Source organism: Kitasatospora sp. NPDC056531 (genome assembly GCF_042794375.1).
Classification (GTDB): domain Bacteria; phylum Actinomycetota; class Actinomycetes; order Streptomycetales; family Streptomycetaceae; genus Kitasatospora.
In genome coordinates, this window is sequence record NZ_JBHTTU010000035.1 from 14,590 (window position 1) to 33,077 (window position 18,488).

General features: G+C 72.5%; 9 protein-coding genes. 1 reads left to right on the forward strand and 8 read right to left on the reverse strand.

Features of this window, described 5'->3' with window-relative positions:
• Positions 1 to 18 precede the first annotated feature (18 nt).
• From ACFQ87_RS26180 to ACFQ87_RS26215, 8 genes are all read right to left on the reverse strand, one after another.
• Positions 19 to 6,180 carry an SDR family NAD(P)-dependent oxidoreductase gene (locus tag ACFQ87_RS26180; protein WP_380613250.1) on the reverse strand — a complete coding sequence of 2,054 codons (6,162 nt, stop codon included), beginning with the start codon at positions 6,178 to 6,180 and terminating at the stop codon, positions 19 to 21.
• A gap of 132 nt (positions 6,181 to 6,312) precedes the next feature.
• A complete protein-coding gene (locus ACFQ87_RS26185; protein ID WP_380613251.1) occupies positions 6,313 to 7,965 on the reverse strand; it encodes an NAD(P)/FAD-dependent oxidoreductase in 1,653 nt (550 codons plus the stop codon).
• Positions 7,966 to 7,983: 18 nt separating this feature from the next.
• The gene (locus ACFQ87_RS26190; RefSeq protein ID WP_380613252.1) at positions 7,984 to 10,710 is read right to left on the reverse strand and encodes a LuxR C-terminal-related transcriptional regulator; all 2,727 of its coding nucleotides are present in this window, start codon (positions 10,708 to 10,710) and stop codon (positions 7,984 to 7,986) included.
• A 23-nt stretch (positions 10,711 to 10,733) separates the two neighbouring features.
• Positions 10,734 to 11,993 (reverse strand): cation:proton antiporter, encoded by a 1,260-nt coding sequence (locus ACFQ87_RS26195; RefSeq protein ID WP_380613253.1) that lies wholly within the window; start codon positions 11,991 to 11,993, stop codon positions 10,734 to 10,736.
• A 39-nt stretch (positions 11,994 to 12,032) separates the two neighbouring features.
• Positions 12,033 to 13,292, reverse strand: a complete 1,260-nt coding sequence (locus tag ACFQ87_RS26200; RefSeq protein WP_380613254.1) for an NAD(P)/FAD-dependent oxidoreductase — start codon at positions 13,290 to 13,292, stop codon at positions 12,033 to 12,035.
• Positions 13,293 to 13,510: 218 nt separating this feature from the next.
• Positions 13,511 to 13,993 carry a nuclear transport factor 2 family protein gene (locus tag ACFQ87_RS26205; RefSeq protein ID WP_380613255.1) on the reverse strand — a complete coding sequence of 161 codons (483 nt, stop codon included), beginning with the start codon at positions 13,991 to 13,993 and terminating at the stop codon, positions 13,511 to 13,513.
• Entirely contained in the window at positions 13,990 to 15,333 is a 1,344-nt protein-coding gene (locus ACFQ87_RS26210) for an NAD(P)/FAD-dependent oxidoreductase (protein WP_380613256.1), read from the reverse strand. Before ACFQ87_RS26210 ends, ACFQ87_RS26205 begins: the two co-directional genes overlap by 4 nt.
• Positions 15,334 to 15,468: 135 nt before the next feature.
• Complete coding sequence (locus tag ACFQ87_RS26215) at positions 15,469 to 16,218, reverse strand: helix-turn-helix transcriptional regulator (RefSeq protein WP_380613257.1); 750 nt, start codon at positions 16,216 to 16,218, stop codon at positions 15,469 to 15,471.
• 257 nt (positions 16,219 to 16,475) lie between these two features.
• On the opposite strand from ACFQ87_RS26215, the gene ACFQ87_RS26220 reads away from it, so the two are divergent.
• Positions 16,476 to 18,473: a BTAD domain-containing putative transcriptional regulator gene (locus ACFQ87_RS26220; RefSeq protein WP_380613258.1), complete on the forward strand. Its 1,998-nt coding sequence runs from the start codon at positions 16,476 to 16,478 to the stop codon at positions 18,471 to 18,473.
• Positions 18,474 to 18,488 lie beyond the last annotated feature (15 nt).

Here is an 18,488-nt window from a genome sequence, read left to right on the forward strand (position 1 = left end):
GGGGTATCTGACGTTCAGTCAGATCGATTCGCGCTCCTGCTCCGCCAGTTGGGAGCACAGGGCGCCGGCCAGTGCACCGGCGGTTCCGTAGGCCCACAGCAGGGTCGGTGACAGCCTCATGCCGAACGCCGACTCCAGGCGGTTGCGCAGTTCAAGACTCATCAGCGAGTCGAGGCCGAGCGATTTGAACGGGGTCTCGCGCTCCACCCGTTCGGGGTCGAGGCGCAGCACCCGGCCGGCCAGCTCGCGGATCCGGGCCTCGGCCAGTTCGGACCGGCCGTCCGGGTCGGCCGCCAGCAGGCAGGCGAGGAACTCGCCGCCGGAGGCGGTGTCCGAGCCGTCCCGCGCGGCGGCGTGCAGCCACTGCCAGCTGGTGAGCGCCGCCGTGTCCGGGTAGGCGTCGAACCACTGCCGGAGGTTGATCGGCACGTAGCCCGTGACCGCTTCGTCGCGGCCCAGCATCCGGACCAGCGCCGACCAGGCCTCGTCAGTCGGGAAGCCGCCCATGCCGCGCTCCTCCAGCCGAGCGCCGCGCTGGTCGTCCCGGGCGGCGAGGCCGATTCCCGTGAAGGGGCCCCACTGGACACTGAGGGCGGGCCTGGCCCGGCGGCGGCGGGCCTCAGCGAAGGCGTCGAGGTAGGCGTTGGCCGCCGCGTAGGCGGCCTGGCCGGCGTTGCCGACCAGGGCGGCGGCGGAGGAGAACAGCACGAACAGGTCGAGTGGGTCGTCGGCGGTGACCGCGTCGAGGTTGCGAACGCCGGCGGTCTTGGGCGCCAGCACCTCGGCCACCTGCTGCCCGGTCAGATTGCGCACGGTGGCGTCGGCGAGCAGCCCGGCGGCGTGCACCACGCCGCGCAGCGGCGGCAGTTGCTCCCGTACCCCGGCCAGCGCGTGTTCCAGGGAAGCCCGGTCGGCGACGTCCGCCCGCACCACCTCGGCCCGGGTACCCCGCGCCCGCAGGGCCGCCACTCGGCCGGCCGCGGCTTCGCCCGGTTCCGAGCGCCCGAGCAGGATCAAAGCCCCGGCACCGTGCTCGGCGAGGAACCCGGCCAGCGAGAGGCCGAGTTCACCAAGGCCGCCGGTGATGAGGTAGCTGCCGTCGGCCCGGAACCGGCCGTCCGTCAGCGGAACCGCGGTCACCTCCGTGACGGTCGCGGCATCGACCAGTACGGGCTGCGCCGGTCCCTCGGCCGAGGCGGCCTCGTGCAGTGCTGCGGCCGCTTCCGCGAAGGTGTGCGGGCGGACCGGCAGCGGCTTGAGCTTGCCATCGGCGACCAGGTCCCAGGCCGTCCGAAGGGCCCGGGCGAAGCGGGCCGGCCGACGTGCCAGCAGTCCGGGCAGATCGGCCCTGGCGAGGCCGGCACCGGCGCGCAGGACGGCCGGGCGGCCCGGCCCGTCGAATTCGACGCGGCGGCCGTCCTCGGCCAGCACCTCCTGGACGAGTTCGCCCCCGCCGAACCCAAGGACAAGATCGACCCCGCGGCTGCCGGTCGCCTCTCGCACCGCGTCGACCCAGGACGCACCGGCGGCGTCGACGACCTCGTCGACCCCGCGCGCGTCGAGGTACTCCCGCACCGCCGCGCTCTCCGCGGTGGCGATCACCCAGGCCCCCAGTTCGCGGGCGAGCTCGACCGCGGCGAGGCCGAGCGCGGAACCGCAGGCGTGGATCAGCACGGTCTCCCCTGCCTCCAGCCGTCCGAGGTCCACGAGCGCGTACCAGGCGCCGGCCACGGCGGCCGACAGCACGGCGGCCTCGGTGTCGTCGAGGTGGTCGGGGACCGGCCGGGCCAGCTCGGCGCGGACGGCGAGGTGGCTGGCCGGCGCCTCGGCCGCGCAGGCCGCCACCCGGTCGCCGACGGTGAAGGCGGTGTCGGCTCCCGCGGCGACGACGCGGCCCGCGAACCCGCCGACCTGAGCGGACGGGCCGACTCGGCCGACGGTGGCGGCGGTGACCTCGATCTCGATCTCGTCCCGTCCCGGAGCGCGCCGGGCCAGCGGCAGTGCGGACCCCTCGGCCGTGCCGGCGCCCTCGGTGGCGATCCGGAACGACCGGGCGCGGGTGCGCGGGACGGGCAGGGCCCCGGCCGTCGTCGAGCGGTCCTCGCCGCGGCCGATCCGGGCGACCAGTCGCCGTCCGGCGCGCAGGGCCACCTGGTCCTCGGCGTCGTCGACCTGCAGTTCGGCCAGCAAGGCCGCGACCCGGTCGGGGTCCGCGGGGTCGACGTCGACCAGCCTGGGGGCCAGCTCGCCGTGCTCGCGTGCCAGGACCCGGGTGAATCCCCAGTACAGCGCCCCACCTGGGTCGGGCCGGTCGCCGGCGGCCGCCGCCTGCGCGCGGGAGGTGACCACGGCCAGGCGCGGGGGCACCGGCAGGTCCGCGCAGCCCGCCGCCAGGGTGGCGAGCCGGCTCAGCCCGTCCTGCTGGGCCTGGTGCCCGGCCGCGGCGTCCGGGGCGAGGAACACCACGGCGTCGAGCTCGGTCGGACCGCCGAGGCCCTCGCCGGTGGCGGTGCGGGACACCGTGGCTCCCGCAGCGGTCAGGGCGGCCGCGAGCCCGTCGCCGAGTGGGTGGTCGTCGCCGCAGACCAGCCAGCGGCCGGTGGCGGCCGCGGCGGCCGGCCGCGGCTCCGGCTCGGTCCACTCGACGCGGTGCAGCCGCTCGGCGTCGGAGCCGCGGGTGGTGTCGGAGCCGGGCAGCGGGCGCAGTTCCAGGCCGGTCATGACCAGCAGCGGCATCCGGTCCTGGTCGAAGACCTCAAGATCCACCAGCCCCTCCGCTCGCCGCACCGCGTGGGACCAGACGGTGGTGACGGGCCGTTCGGAGGTGCCGAGCAGCTCGACGCCGGCGACCGCGGTGGGCACCAGGGCGGACGCGGCGGCGTAGTCCTCGCACAGTGCCAGGGAGACCTGCAGGGCGGCGTCCCACAGGGCCGGGTGCAGCACGTGCGCCCGGTTGCCGGCGTGCAGCCGGTCGGCGAGGACGACCTCGCCGAGGGCCCGCCGGCCGTCGCCGTCGGTGCGCAGGGACCGGACGCCCTGGAAGGCGGCGCCGTACTCCAGGCCGCGGGCGACCCAGGTGCGGTAGAAGTCCTCGACGGCTCGCGGCTCGACGCCCTCCGCCCAGGCGGGGAACTCGGGGACCGGCCCCGGGGTGTCGCGCAGCCCGGCCCAGGCGGTGGCGTTGACCTCCCAGTCGGTGGCGCCCTCGGCCAGCGACAGCAGCCGGAAGCCGCCGCCGGCGGTGTCGTCGTGCCACCGGGCGGTCAGCCGGGTCGCCTTGTCGCCGAGGGCGACGCCCTTGTGCAGGACCACCCGCTCCAGCCGGCGCGGGGGCTCACCGGTCCGCGCCCGTACGGTGTTCACGGCGATGGCGAGCATCGCGGCCCCTGGCAGCACCGGGGTGCCGAGCACCTGGTGGTCGCCGAGCCAGGGCAGGTCGGTGAGCGAGAGTTCCAGGGAGCCGTGCCAGCTGCCGGGTTCGCCGGGCGCCGGGGTCAGCGGCGCCTCGAAGCCGCGGGCCGCGCCGTGGGTGCGCGAGCGGGCGGGCACCCAGTGGCTCTCGCGCCGCATCGGATAACCGGGCATCGCTGGTACGGCGGTCCGCGGGAGCTCGCGGAACGGCTCGAGACCGGCCGTGTAGGCCCGGGCCAGGGCGAGCGCCAGCTGGTCGGTGCTGCCGTGGTTGCGGCGCAGCGTGGGCAGCACCGCGACCGGTTCGGCACGGCCGGCGGTCAGCTGCTCGATGGCGGGGGTCAGCACGGGGTGCGGGCTGATCTCCACGACATGGGTGACGCCGTCGTCCAGCAGGGCGCCCATGGCGTCGGCGAACTGCACCGGGCTGCGCAGGTTCTCCACCCAGTAGGCGGCGTCCATCTCGGGGCCGTCCAGGCGGCGGACCCGGACCGTGGACATCAGGTCGACGGCTGCGGCCCGCGGCCGTGCGGGGGCGAGGGCGGCCAACAGGTCGTCGTGCAGTGGATCCATCTGCGGGCTGTGCGAGGCGTAGTCGACGTTGACCAACCGACAGTAGGTGCCGTCGGCCTCCAGCAGCTCCTGGAGCATCAGGACGGAGTCCTTCTCCCCGGACAGCACACAGGAGTTGGGACCGTTGTGCACGGCCAGGGAGACGCTGTCCTCGAAGCCTTCGAGGGCGGCGAGTGCCGACTCGCGGTCGAGGTCGACGGCGAGCATCCGGCCGTGGCCGGAGGTGCGGCGGGCGATGGCACTGCGGCGGGCCATCACCAGGGCGGCGTCCTCGTAGGAGAGGATGCCGGCCAGGGTGGCCGCGGTGATCTCGCCCTGGCTGTGGCCGAGGACCACGTCCGGTTCCACGCCGCTCGCCCGCCACAGTTCGGCGAGGCCGAGGGACATCGCCCACAGGGTCGGCTGGAGCATGTCGATCCGGGTGGTCCACTCCTCGTCCGCGGCGCCGGAGAAGATCGCGGTCAGGTCCCAGTCGGTGTGCGGGGCGAGGGCGGCGTGGCAGCGGTCGATGATCTCCTTGAACAGCGGGCTGTCCCTGTGGAGTTCGCGGCCCATGCCGCTCCACTGCGAGCCCTGGCCGGGGAAGACGAAGGCGGTGCGGCGGTGCGGGACGGCCCGGCCGACCACCAGGCCGGGGGCTTCCGCCTCGGGCCGCTCGGCGACGGCCTCCAGGGCGGCCCGCACCCGGCCGGCGTCGGCGGCGACCAAGCCGGCGCGGACCGGGAAGTGGTCGCGCCGCCAGGCCAGCGCACCGGCCAGCTCGGTGAGCCCCGCGGCCTCCTCGCCGACCAGGTCGGTCAGCTGCCGGGCGCGCTCGACCAGGACGGGCTGCTCGTGCGCGGAGATCGGCAGCACCGCGGGCAGTCCGGTGCGCGCTTCCCGGCCGCCGGCCGCCGCGGTGGTCTCGGGCGGGCTCATCACCACCACATGGGCGTTGGTCCCGCCCCAGCCGAAGGAGTTGACGCCCAGGTAGACCGGTCCGGTCGCGGGCAGGGCCAGCGGCTCGCGGACCACCCGGAGGTTCAGCTCGTCGAATCGGATCTCCGGGTTGAGCTCGGCCGAGTGCAGGCTGGGCGGGACGACGCGGTGCCGCAGCGCGAGCAGCAGCTTGAACAGCCCCGCCATGCCGGCGCTCGCTTCGAGGTGGCCGATGTTGGTCTTCACCGAGCCGATGTGGACCGGGTTCCCGGGGTCGCGGTCGCGGCCGATCACGGTGCCGATGGCGGTCGCCTCGATCGGGTCGCCGCGGCCGGTGCCGGTCCCGTGCGCCTCGATGTAGGCGGGGGCTCCGTAGGGCACCGTTCCGTCCCCGTAGGCCTGGCGGAGCAGGTCCTCCTGCCCGGCCGGGCTCGGGGTGACCAGGCTCTCGCCACCACCGTCGTTGTTCACGGCGGTACGGACCACCACGCCGTGGATCCGGTCGCCGTCCGCCAGCGCGCGTTCCAGGGTCTTCACCACGAGCGCGGCCACGCCCTCGCCGCGGACGAAGCCGTTGGCGGAGGCGGCGAAGGCCTTGCAGCGACCGTCCGGGGACAGGCCGCCGAAGTGGGTGAGTCCGATCGTCACGTGCGGGTCGAGCATCAGGTTGGTGCCGCCGACGATCGCCGCGTCGATCTCCCCGCTGCGCAGGGCCTGGGCGGCGAGGTGGAGGGCGACCAGGGAGGAGGAACAGCCCGTCTCCACGGCCATGCTGGGGCCGCGCAGCTTGAGCACGTACGAGAGCCGGGCCGCGATCACGTCCAGCGCGTTGCCGTACAGGCTGTGCGGCGTCGGGTCGGCACCCCGCTCCAGGCGCAACAGCTCGTAGTCGTGCCAGGAGGCTCCGACGTAGACGCCGGTACGGCTGCCGGCCAGGTCGGAGGCGCGCTGTCCGGCGTCCTCCAGGGCCTGCCAGCCGACCTCCAGCAGCAGGCGCTGCTGCGGATCGATGGCGGCGGCCTCGCGCGGGGAGATGCCGAAGAAACCGGCATCGAAAAGGCCCACGCCGTCGATGAATCCGCCGACGGACTGGATCTCCTTCTCGGGGTCGAGCTGCCGCGAGGTGTCCCAGCGCTCGGCGGGCACGGGCGAAATGGCGTCCCGGCGGTCCATCAGCAGGGACCAGAAGCTGTCGACGTCCGGGGCACCGGGAAATCGTCCGGCCATTCCGACAACGGCGATCAGGTCTGCGGGGTCATGAGCTGAATACGCTTCCATGCGGTGCCTTCTCGTCTCGCACGAACAACGGCGTCCACTTGCCCAGGACCCTACCTCCGCCTTTTCGACAGCGAACACCCCTGATTTCTCAGAGGTGTTCGCTGGGGTCGCCCCGAGAGGCACTAGGGGCTGTCAGATACCACCCCGTAGCCGGAGACGGACCAGCCCCTTACTGGCATTGATCATGCGCGGTCCGATTTCCGGCGGCGCGTCGGTACGACACCAGCGGGCATTCATCGCCATCTTCCCGGGTGTCATATTGAAGCAGTTCGTCCCGCGCTCGCCGAGCCTGAATGAAGGCGAAATGAAATCGGCGTTCCCGATGTGTTCCAGAATCCGCTCGGCCGCCTTGGCCGGCGTGACGGCCCCGGCCTCGACGGCCAGGCACTGCTCGCGGGCGAGGACGCCCATCTCGTTGAAGCCGGCGCTGACCGGCAGGGGCGATCCCGGGCGCTCGCTCATCTCCAGGTCGCGGAAGACGTTCTCGCTGCGGCTCCGCTCGAAGCGGTAGTGGGCGTCCTCCAGCATCACGTTGCCGAGCATGGTGCCGAGCATCCAGGTGCGGTTGACGGCGTTCCACAGCTCGTAGTCGCGGAAGCCCACGAAGGAGCTGTAGACCAGGTCGTCGTGGAAGTCGAACAGGCCCTGCTGCAGGCTCTCCAGGTAGGCGAACCGCTCCAGGGACCAGTCGCCGTCCCGCGAGGCCGCGATCAGGCGCCAGCCGAGGGCGTTGACCAGCTCCATGGTGTTGGTCAGACCACGCGAGTACAGCGCGTCGATGAAGCCGGCGGCGTGCGAGGTGAGGCAGAACCGCTCGCCGACCACCTGCTTGGCGGAGTACTGCAGCCGCCCGGTGGACACCCACGGCCGGACGGCCTTGGCTCCCTGGAACTGCCAGGCGATCTCCGGGAAGCGGGCCAGGAAGGCGTTGAACTCCTCCTGCGGGCCGGCCTCGCCCTTGGGGAACACCCGGGGGTCGAGGGTGAGGCCGACGCTGCACAGCGGGTTGAGCGAGTCCGGGTGGTTGTCGAAGGGGATGACCCACAGCCAGCCGCCGTCGAAGACGTGGTGCAGCGTTCCGTGGTGCCAGGGGTTGGGCTGCTTGTGCCGCCTGGCGGTCGGCGAGTCGTCGAACGGCTTCACCCCGACCATGTGGGTGAACAGGCAGCGGGAGTGGGTGCGGGCCCGGGTCGGCGTCTCGCGCAGCTCGAACTTCTCGGCGAGCGGCGAACGGAAGCCACTGCCGTCGACCACATAGTGCGCCCGGAACTCCTCGCCGCTCTCGGCCCGGAGGACGCCTCCGCTGTCCGGGTCGATCTCCACGTCGGCGATCCGGATCCCCTGCCGCGGGTCGGCACCGTACTTGACCGCCAGGTGGAACAGGTAGGCGTCGATGTCCTGGCGGAACAGGTGGGTCTCGGTCCGGATCGCCGAAGGCACGACCAGCTGGTTGATCTCGGACGGGTTCTGGGACCGCCCCTCGCGGTGGTACACGAAGCCGAAGTTCTGCTTCTGGCCACAGTTCGGCGACACCTTGCGGCGGATCCCCTTGAAGCTGGAGAGCGCCTTCAGCTCGGGCACCTGGTAGCGGTCCGCGATCAGGCGGGTCATGCCGGAGGTGTACGGGATGGTGGACTCGCCGACGGCGAAGCGCGGGTGGGTGCCGGCGTCGAGCAGCAGCACCCGGACGCCGTTGCGCGCCAGCACCGCGCCGAGCATGCCGCCGGCCATGCCGCTGCCGAGGATCGCGACGTCGTACTGGTTCACCTGACCACTGGTCTTCATACGCTCAACTCCATCTCTCTACTTCACAGTTGCCTCAAGCACACGGGCGGTCGGCAGCTCCTGCCGGGTCCGGACGCCGAGCTTTCGGAAGATCCTGGTGATGTGCTGTTCGACCGTGCTCACCGTGACGGTGAGCCGCTCCGCGATCTCCCGGTTGGTGTGGCCCCGGGCGGCCAGGACCGCCACCCTCCGCTCCGCCTCGCTGAGTCGGGCCCATCGGGCGGCCCGGTCCGCCGCGACCGTGCCCACCACAGCGGCCCCGGCGGCCCTGAGCTCGCGGACGAGCGGAGCCGCTCCCGCCTCCTCCGCCAGCCGCAGCGCCTCGCCCAGGACCGGGCGGGCCTGCGCCGGGTGGCCGGTCTCGGCGTGGGCGCGGCCGAGGTCGGCCAGTGCCCCAGCCAGTTGCAGCCGGTCTCCGCAGGACTGGAGGATCTCGACCGCCTTGGCCAGCAGCCGGGGGCGCTCGGTCCGGTCGCTGGTGGCGGCGACCGCGCGCAGCGCGACCGCCCGCGCCCGCACCGGCCGCTCTCCCGCCAGCTCCAGTTCCTCCAGGGCGAGCTCCCGGGCCTGGGGCAGATCCCCCAGGGCCAGGTGGGCGCGGGCCGCCTCGCTGCGCCAGGGCAGCAGGGTGGGCTGGTCGAAGCCCCAGGCCCGGACCAGTTCGCCGCAGGTCGTCAGGTCGTCGAGCGCCGCGTACGCGCGCCCGGTCGCCAGGTGGTACCGGGCCCGGGCGTGCAGGAAGTAGAGGCCGAAGCGGCTGCAGAACATGCCGTCCGGAACCGCCACCTGGAGGTACTCGGCGGCGGCCGCCAGATCGCCGGTATCGGTGGCCGCCTGAACCAGGTTGGCCAGCGGTCCGCCGATGCACACCCCCCAGCTCGCGGCCGGCACCTGGGCGAGGGCCGCCTCGGCCAGCTGACGGGCCCGGACGGGGGCGCCCTGGCGGAGCGCGATCGAGGCCCGGAGCGAGGCGAACTCGGCCACCCACAGCGGCACATGGCGCGCCCGGGACTCCTCCAGCCAGTGGTCGCACCAGTTCCCCGCGGCCTCCAGCCGGTCGGCGAAGGCCAGCGCCGCGACCGCGCACATCAACCATTCCTGGGTGCTCTTGCCGAGCCGCAGCGCGCGCATCGCCGCCTCCGCCTGGGCCACCGCCGTCGCGTCCGGGCCCTCGGCGAGGACGCGGGACAGGGCCCCCGCCGCCCTGATCCGCGGGTCGGCGTCCTCACCGTCCTCCCGGTCCGGGGCCACCAGCCCGGGATACGTCGCGGAGAGCAGTTCGCGAGTCGCCCTGATCTCGGCGGCGTCCCCGGGGTCCGGCCGCTCCGGACGGGTGCCGATCCGCGCGATGGCCTCCGCCGCCTCGTCGAAACGGCCGTGCCACAGCAGGTACTTGGCGAGGATCAGCGCGCTGCGATCGGGCAGCAGGCCTTCGCGCAGGGCGATCGCCAGCTCGCCGAGGTGCGGTGTGCTGATGGAGGGGTTGAGCATCCAGACGGTGGAGGCTAGCAGTGCCCGCAGGCCGACCCGGGTCCGGTCGTCGTCGCTGAGCCGCAGTGCCGCCTCCAGGCACCTGCGCGCGTCGGCGGCGCGGTTGCCCGCCAGGTGCTGCTCCGCCGCCTCACGCATCACGGACACCGCCCATGGCAGCCGGCCCCCGCGGTCGGCCGTCGGGAGGGTGGCGGCCGGGCCGGCGGCGAGCAGGTGGTGCGAGACCCGGGTGGCCTGCGCACCGTCCTGGTAGAGCTGTTCGGCCGCACGGACGTGGAGGTCGGCCCGGTCGGTGGCGCGGAGGCTGTCCAGCACAGCCTGGCGGGCCACCGGGTGGCGCAGTCGGCCGCCGTCCAGCAGTCCGGCCGTGTCCAGCGTGTCGACGGCACGGGCGGCGGTGTCGGGCTCCTCCCCGATCAGGCGCGCCACCAGGTCCCGGGCGCCCTGGCAGCCGTCGAGGACGGCGAGCGCCTGGGCGGTCCGGAGCAGCACGGGTCTACCGCGGTAGAGGCTGCCGAGCACGGCGTCGCCGTACACCTCGCCGACGCTCAGTTCGCCGGTGGCCGGCTCGCCGACGGCCCCCGGTGACGCGGCGCAGGCGCGCCGGTGGTCCTGGATCAGGGCCCGGACGAGGAGCGGGTTCCCGCCGCTGACCGCGTGACAGGCGGCGCCGAGTACGGCGGCCGACGCGGCGCCGAACTCCTGGGCCAACAGCGCGGTCACCCCGGCCGCCGACAGCCGGCCCAGGGTGACCCGACGGTAGTTGGGCTGCCGGATCAGCTCGGCATGCAGCTCCGGGTGCGCCGGCCGGGACAGCGCGCAGTCGACGAACACCAGCACCGCCCGCAGGTCCCGCAGCCGCTGGAGCAGCTTCAGGATCCCGTGGAGCGACACCCGGTCGGCGAACTGGACGTCGTCGACGCAGATCAGCATCGGGCCGTTCGCGGACGCCCGCACCAGCTCGTCGCAGAGCTGGTACAGGGCGTCCATGGTGATCTCGGCGACCGCCGGCCGGCCGGCCGATCTCAGCAGTTGGTTGAGCACTCCCCCCTGCGCGTCCCGTTCGGCCCAGGAGCCGACACCGCTCAGGACCTCGAAGCCGGCGCCGAGGGCCAGCCGTTTCACCTCCGCGAGGAACTCGGTCTTGCCGCATCCGATGCCGCCGCCGATCAGGGCCGCGCCGCCGCCGTGGGCACCTTGACAGAGCAGGGCCACCAGCTCGGCCAGCTCCCGTTCCCGTTCCACCAATCGCATGGGTTCCCTTTCGGATCTGCGGTTCACGCGGACGAGGCGCTGACGCGCTCGGGCTCCCTGGCGCGTGGACTCGCGGGGACCACCACGGGCTTGGCGTAGGCGCGGGACAGCAGCGGGCCGGTCATCGCCGTGGTCACCACCGCCATCACCACCATGAGCGAATACAACGGACCGTCGAGGAGCTGGAGTTGGAGACCGATCCCGAGGATCACCAGCTCGGTCAGCCCCCGGGTGTTCATCAGGATGGCCAGCGCCGAGGCCGGCCTCGGCGGAAGACCCTGGGTGCGGGCCCCGAGGTAGCTGCCGCCGAACTTCCCGACGACCGCGACCAGCAGGATGACCGCGAGCTCCAGCGCCTGGCTCCCGCGCACACCGCTGAGGTCGACCTTGAGGCCGGCCACCACGAAGTAGATGGGCAGCAGCAGCGAGGCGACCCGGCCGGCACTCTCGTGGATCTCACCTCGCAGGGAGGCGAGGCCCCAGCTCGGCACCGCGACGCCGAACAGGAAGGCTCCGAAGATGAAGTGCATTCCCATCGCCTCGGTGGCCGCGCCGGAGAGCAGCGAGCCGACCACCACCACGGCCAGCCGCCAGCTGGTGAGCGGCGCCGCCCGGCCGCCGGGGGCGAGGACGACCCGCAGCAGCGGCCGCACCACGAACACCAGCGACAGGAGGTACGGGATGCCGAGCAGCAGCCGCCAGTGCTCGTTGCCGCCGCCGACGGTGGCCTGTACGGCGGCCAGCGCCGTCCAGGCCACCACGTCCACCACCGCGGCGGCGGCCAGGGCGATGTTGCCGAGCGCGGTCCGGCCGAGATCCCGGTCGATCAGGATCCGGGCCAGCACCGGGAATGCCGTCACGGAGACCGACAGACCCACGAAGACCACGAACGCGACGCCCCGCTGACTGTGGTGGTTGCTCAGCAGGTAGAGGCCCAGGCCCAGGCCGAGGACGAAGGGCACCAGCGTCGAGCCCGCCGCCGTCCCGACCGCCATCCGTCCGCGTCCGCGCAGCGCGCCGGCCTCCAGTTCGAGGCCGACGGTGAACATGAACAGCGCGACGCCGACATTGGCCATACCGGTCAGCAACGGCCGGATGTCGGCCGGGAAGAGCCACGAGGACATCGTCCCGTGGAACAGCGTGGGCCCTAGGAGCACACCTGCGAGGATCTCCCCCACCACGGGCGGCTGCTTGACCCGCTCCGCCAGGCGACCGAACCCGCGGGCCAGAAGGATGATCAGTGCCAGGTCGAAGAACAGGAACTGCACTTGATGGCTCGTCATTGGCCGCTTCCTCGTTCACCTTTCACGGCGGACGGATAGTCAGTTTCCGGCGTCGGCGACCAGGTCGTCGAGCTTGAGGTTGAGCATCGGGTGCTTACCGCTCAGACCGGAGATCAGCTGGACGAAGTCGGCGGAGGGCTCGCGCTCCTTGTCCGGGTCGACCATCTCCTGGGCCAGGCTGTAGTAGAACTCCTTGTACTTGGTGCGGTCGTAGAAGCGCTCGACGAACGCGCGGATCTCGTCGAAGAAGCCGCGGTAGGCGGTCGCGTAGCGCTTGAGCGCCTGCTCCTCGATCTCCGGGTGCTTGATGATCTGGTCGACGATCTTCGACAGCACACTGCCGGCCAGGGTGGCGAGCGCGACACCGGTGGAGAACAGCGGGTCGACGAAGGCGGCCGAGTCGCCGACGCACACCCAGCCGTTGCCGTGGAAGGCCTCGCTGGTGTACGACCAGTCGCGGGCGGTACGCCAGCCGGCCGCCTGGTTGGCGCCCGCGATCATCTTCTTGAGCTTGGTCGACCTCGCCGCCTCGGCGAGGAACAGGTCCTCCAGCGACTGGCCGTTCTTGCCCGCCTCCGAGGACCGCGTGACGTAGCCGACGCTGACGGTGCCCTTGTCCAGCGGGATCGCCCAGAACCAGCCCTCGTCCAGGCCCTCGATCAGGATGTTGGTGTACTCGTCGCCCGGCAGGCGCTCACAGTTGTCGAAGTACGTCCAGACGGCGACGTTGCGCAGCTCCTCGTGCCAGGTGACCTCGGCGTAGCGGCGGCTGAGCAGCCGGGACTGGCCGGAGGCGTCGATCACCAGCTTGGCGCGCGCCTGGTACGTTCCGTCGGTGCCGCGCAGGGTGAAGCGGACACCGGTGACCCGGCCGTCCTCCTCGATCGGCTCCTTGACCGTGGCGTCCTCGACGATGAACGCGCCGAGCTCGCGGGCGCGGTCGAGGATCAGCGAGTCCATGTCGGCGCGGCGGGTGTGGAAGGCGTACGGGTAGGCGCCGCCCTCGATGAACGAGAAGTTCCACGGCACCTGCTTGTTGCCCCAGACGAGCGTGCCGCCGTACTTGCGCTCAAAGCCTCGGGCGTCCATGCGTTCGGTGATGCCGAGCTCCTCCATCGGGCGCATGAAGGCGGGGATCAGCGACTCGCCGACGTGGTAGCGGGGGAAGCGTTCGCGGTCGAGCACCAGGACCTTGTGGCCGCGCTTGGCCAGCAGGCCCGCGGTGGTCGCGCCGGCGGGTCCACCGCCGACGACTATGACGTCGAATTCCTCGGGTACGCCAACGAGATTGGACGGCATGCGTAGACCTTCCCTTGTTCGATCCGGTCGCGACCGTGCGCCGTGCGGGCGCCGATCGCATTCCAACGGAGCGGTTCCAAACAGTCTTGTCGCGAAGCCTGCAGAGGATCTGGAGCTTCTCTGGTCACCTCGCGGCGATCCCGCCGGGTTACAGTGGTGTGTCCAGACGGCCGCCCCGTCTGGACAGTTGGCGATGAACGATTCGACTGATCGTCAAATCACGTCATCCGGTGCGCGTGCACGATCCCGTGCGTTTCGGCGATTCCCTCGCCCTTGATGATCCTTCCGTTGCGAAGTGTCCAGAAGTGCACGAACCGCACCGAGAACTCCCCACCGCTAGAACGAAATCGCCCGTTCCAGGTGCCGATGGCCGCGACCCACTCGTCGGACACCCGAATCTCGTCCACGACGAACCCGGTTTCCGCGAGATACCGCAGGGCGTTCCCGAAGTACTCCGCCGCGCCTTCCAGGCCGCGATAGTGCCCGGTCGACCAGGGCAGCGACTCGGGCGTGACGATCTCGACCTCGGGATCGAACAGCTCGAGCACCTGCTCGATGTCCGCCTTGCCGAGACCGGTGTAGAGCCGCTCGACGGCGGCGAGGACGTGTTCGGAGATGTTTCCCTCCAAGATGTGGCACGGGGCGGCGGCCGGCGGTGACGGCCGCCGCGCGATTAGTGACCGGAGGATCGCGGGTGTCACCGCCGGGCCGGCGAGCAGCGGGCGGCGAGCAGCGAGCGGACGACCGTCATGGGGTGCAGGATCGAGCTCGGCGGTGCGAGGAGGTGCTGCATCTCGAGCAGGGCCCGGTGGGCCGGTACCGAGACATGGCTGGCCAGCATCACCTGGCGGGCATAGCGGTTGATCACGTCGGCGCCGAACGGCTTGCGGCCCACCGTCTCCGGGTAGGCGAAGTCTCCTCCGGTCGCCATCTGCCACGGGGTCGCGATGGCCTTGGCGGCCGACCGGTAGTAACGGCGCGCCATCGCCGAGGAGGCCGAACGGCACCGATCCAGCGACCGACCCAGGGCCAGCGCCTCCAGGGCCGCGACCGTCATGCCCTGGCCGTACAGCGGGTTGAAGCTGCAGATGGCGTCGCCGATGGCGACATAACCGGCCGGCGGCTGGGCGAGGTACTCGAAATAGCGCCGGCGGGCCTGCGGGTAGGTGAACTTCCGGGCGTCCCCGTCGCTCAACGGCTCGCACCGCTCCAGGAGTTCCGCGACGTGCGGGGACGGGAGCTCGGCCGCGAACTTGTCGAAACCCTGCGGGTCGACCGGCGCGTGCGAACGGTGCCAGCCACCGAGGGTGACCATCCAGCGGCCGCCCTCGACCGCGAACACGGCTGCCGCCCGCTTGTCGTGCGGGGGGACGGCCGCCATCAGGTAGAGCAGGGCGTCGTCGAGCATCCGGTCGCCCGGGCGCCGCCGGAGCATCCGGGTGGTGTACCCGACGTCGATCTTGACGGTGCCGACCGGCGGGGCCGGGCAGCCGAAGGCCTCCAGCCAGCGGTCCGCCCGTCCGGCGCTGCGCCCGCTCGCGTCGACCACCAGGTCGGCGGGCAGGGTCGTTCCGTCGTCCAGCTCCACCCCGGTGACGCGGCCGGTGGAACCGGTCAGGCCGTCGGCCGTCAGGCCGTCGCGGATCTCCACGTTCGGGAGCGCGGCAACCCCCCGCCGGACTGTGTGCTCAAGGAACGCGCGGCTCAAACTGATCCCCAACTTGCCGCTGGTGTACGCCACTCGCGGCGCACCCATCTGATGGAACAGAAGATCACGGCCCGGGTCGAAGCGAACCGCGCCCCCGGCGATGAGCTCGTTCGTCAGCCCGGGGAAGAGCGCCTCCAGCTTCATCCGGCCGGTGATCAGCAGGGCGTGCGCATGGCCTCCCTGCGGAACCCCCTTACGGTCGACCGCATCCTCGGGCAGTGCGTCCCGATCGATGACAGTCACCTGCTCGTACCGGTCGGCCAGGACACGCGCCGCAAGAAGTCCTCCGATCGAGCCGCCGATGACCACCGCGTTCCGGCCGATGGAATCCACCTGGCCTCCCCTTCAATTCGGCTACACACCACGGCAGTTCGTGGCACCTAAGCCGAGTCTGGGGAGGCCGTCCGCGGAGTGTCATCTCCCATGTTGCTCAACGGGCCCCGCCCCGGCCGCCGCGGGACGGTCCGGTCACGCCTTGAACAACTCGGGGAGCGCACCGCCGAGTGCCGCCCGCGCCTCGTCGACCGGCCGCTGCCGGTGGGCCGCTTCGAGGGTCAGGTCGACCTGGATCACCGCCCCCGGCTCCACCCGTACCGGACCAGCCGTCCCGACCACGATGGACTCCCGGCCGGCCCGGCCGTGCGAGACCGCCTGGACGAACCAGCGCCCGACCGGCACGTGCGCGATCCGCCAGAGACCGGCGCTGTGCTGCACCCGGCGGCACCGGGCCAGCCGCCGGCGCGGCTGTGCCGCCCCGCGGCCCGAGCCGGCGGGAAAGGCCGCGATGTACACCGCCTCGTCGGTGCAGCCGTCGCTACGCCTGGTCCGTCCGACGATCGAGCCGTAGGCGAACGGGGCGTCGTCCCCGCCCGCGACGAAGTCGACCGCCTCCGGGCCGAGTTCGGTGAGCCGGCGGTAGCGCCCGGGTGAAATGCCGATGGTCTTGGTGAACCTGGTGGTGAACGCGCCGAGGCTGGTGTATCCGACCTGGACGGCGATGTCGGCCACGCTGTCCCGGCTGTGCAGGAGCTTTCGACGGGCCTCCTCCATCCGGACCGCCGTCAGGAAGGCGGCCGGCGGCAGGCCGGTCTCCTCGTGGAAGACCCGGGCCATGTGGAAGGGGCTCAGGCGTGCCATCCGGCTCAACGCGGTCAGCGTGAGCCCCTCGTCGTATCCTTCCCGGATCCCGACGACGACTCTCTCAATCTCCGCTCGCATCAGAACTCCCCCGTGAGTTGCCAACATCGTGCTCGAAGATGCGGTAGAGCCTGACAGGCAAACAGAGCGCAACGGGCATGTCAAGGAACCCCCGGCCGGGCACCTGCGTGATCACGCCACCCGCCTGAGCAATCTGGGCGATGACACACGATCGGCCGAACACTCAGCCTGGGTACGGTCCGCCGGGAGCGCGCCCGCTCACGGGTATCGATCCGACACACGCGGATGTACTCCACCTCGGCCGATACGGGGGAAACATGCGGCTTGAACTGCTGGGCCCGATGAGGACATGGATCCGGGGCGAGCAGGTGCTGATCGGTCCGCCGAAACAGCGGGCCGTTCTGGGACTTCTCGCCAGCCGGGTGAACGAGGTCGTGGGGATCGAGCAGATCGTCAACGCCGTCTGGGGAGACGCCGTCCCTCCCAGCGTACTCAACGGGGTCCACACCTACGTGGCCGGACTGCGCCGGGTCCTCGAACCCGACCGCGGACCGCGGGAGTCCGGCGGTGTCCTGGTCTCGGCCAGCGGCGGGTACGCGCTGCGCATGGACGCCGAGGCGGTGGACATCGAGCGGTTCGTCCGCGGTCACGCGCAGGCCCGCCGGCTTCGGGCGGCCCAGGACGTGGAGGGCGCGGTCCGCGCCTACGAGGACGCGCTGGCCCTGTGGCACGGCGACGCTTACGCCAACGTTCCCGGTCCGTTCGCCGAGATGGAACGCGTCCGGCTGCAGGAGCTCAAGGTCACCGCGGGCGAGGAGTGGGCGGAATCCCTGCTCGCCGCGGGGCGGCACACGGAGTCGGTCACCGTCCTGTCCGACCTGGTGCTCAGGGAGCCGCTGCGCGAGCGGCTGCGCTGGCTGCTGATGTTGGCCCTGTACCGCGGCCGGCGTCGCGCCCACGCCTTGGAGGTCTACCGCGAGACCCGCCGGCTGCTCGACGACGAGCTCGGCATCGAGCCCGGTCCCGAACTGCGCTCCCTGCACGAGCAGATCCTCGGCGGGCATCCCGACCTCGACCTGCCCACGCCCGCACCCGCCTCGGCCCTGGCGGCCGCCCGTCCGGTCGCGCCGGCCGAGCCGCCGGGCGCCCCGCCCGGCCTCGCCGCCGTCCCGACGCCGGTCCAACTCCCGCCCGCCGCACGCGGATTCACCGGCCGGTCGGCCGAGCTCGCGCGGCTGCGGCACGTCGTGCTGCTCGAACGCCTGCGGCCGGCCGCGTTCGCCACGGTCGCCGTGGTGGAGGGGGCACCCGGCATCGGCAAGACCGCGCTGGCACTGCGCCTGGCCCACCAGGTCTCCGACCGCTTCCCCGACGGCCAGCTCTTCGTCGACCTGTGCGGTTCCGCTCCGGACCGGGAGCCGCTCAGCGCGATCAAGGCCCTGGCACAGCTGTTACGCAGCCTCGGCGTGCCCGACGAGCAGATGCCCGAGGACGTCCCGGGCCGTGCCGCCCTCTACCGGAGCCTGCTGCACGACCGCCGGGTCCTGGTGGTGTTCGACGACGCGCTCACCGCCGAACAGGTGCGACCGCTGATCCCCCGGGGGCCGTCCTGCGCCGTGATCACCAGCCGGCGCAAGCTGCACGGTCTGGCCGCCCTGGACGGCGCCTACCGCATCGGCCTCGCCCCGCTCGCGCCGGAGGCCTCCCTCGAACTGCTCGGCTACCTGATCGGCGAACAGGCCCAGGGCGACGGGCGCCCTGCCGCCGCGCGGCTGGCGCAACTCTGCGGCAATCTGCCGCTGGCGCTGCGGATCGCGGCCGAGGGACTGATGGCTCAGCCGAGGCTGACCCTGGAGGAGCTGGTCCAGGACCACACCGCCGAGCACAGCCGGCTCGACCGGCTCGCCGTCGAGGGCGATGTCGCGGCCAGTCTGCGGACCGCCTTCGCCGCCTCGCTGCGGCTGCTCCCGGCCGATGCCGCCAGGACCTTCCAACTGCTCGGCATGTGCCACGACATGGAGATCACGGCCGCCGCGGCCGCCGCCCTGACCGGGCGCGACGAGGAGTGGGCCGCCCGGCAGCTGGCGACGCTCGCCGACAGCCACCTGCTGGAGGAGGCGGGCCGGGATCTCTACCGCTTCCACAGCCTGATCGGCCTCTACGCCGCGGAGTGCGCCGAGTCGGTGCTCTCCGAACACCGGACGGCCGCCCTGAACCGGCTGCTGCGCCCGCGTCCGGTCGGCGAGAGCCCGGACGACCCCCGGCCGACCGCCGCCGCCTCTCGACCCCGCTCGCCGGGTACCCGGTTCCGCTGATCCAAGCCCACAGGA

Bases quoted from the DNA above. Each gene is read 5' to 3' on its own strand.
- ACFQ87_RS26180 (WP_380613250.1), bottom strand. From the start codon at position 6,180: ATGGAAGCGTATTCAGCTCATGACCCCGCAGACCTGATCGCCGTTGTC.
- ACFQ87_RS26185 (WP_380613251.1), bottom strand. From the start codon at position 7,965: ATGAAGACCAGTGGTCAGGTGAACCAGTACGACGTCGCGATCCTCGGC.
- ACFQ87_RS26190 (WP_380613252.1), bottom strand. From the start codon at position 10,710: ATGCGATTGGTGGAACGGGAACGGGAGCTGGCCGAGCTGGTGGCCCTG.
- ACFQ87_RS26195 (WP_380613253.1), bottom strand. From the start codon at position 11,993: ATGACGAGCCATCAAGTGCAGTTCCTGTTCTTCGACCTGGCACTGATC.
- ACFQ87_RS26200 (WP_380613254.1), bottom strand. From the start codon at position 13,292: ATGCCGTCCAATCTCGTTGGCGTACCCGAGGAATTCGACGTCATAGTC.
- ACFQ87_RS26215 (WP_380613257.1), bottom strand. From the start codon at position 16,218: ATGCGAGCGGAGATTGAGAGAGTCGTCGTCGGGATCCGGGAAGGATAC.
- ACFQ87_RS26220 (WP_380613258.1), top strand. From the start codon at position 16,476: ATGCGGCTTGAACTGCTGGGCCCGATGAGGACATGGATCCGGGGCGAG.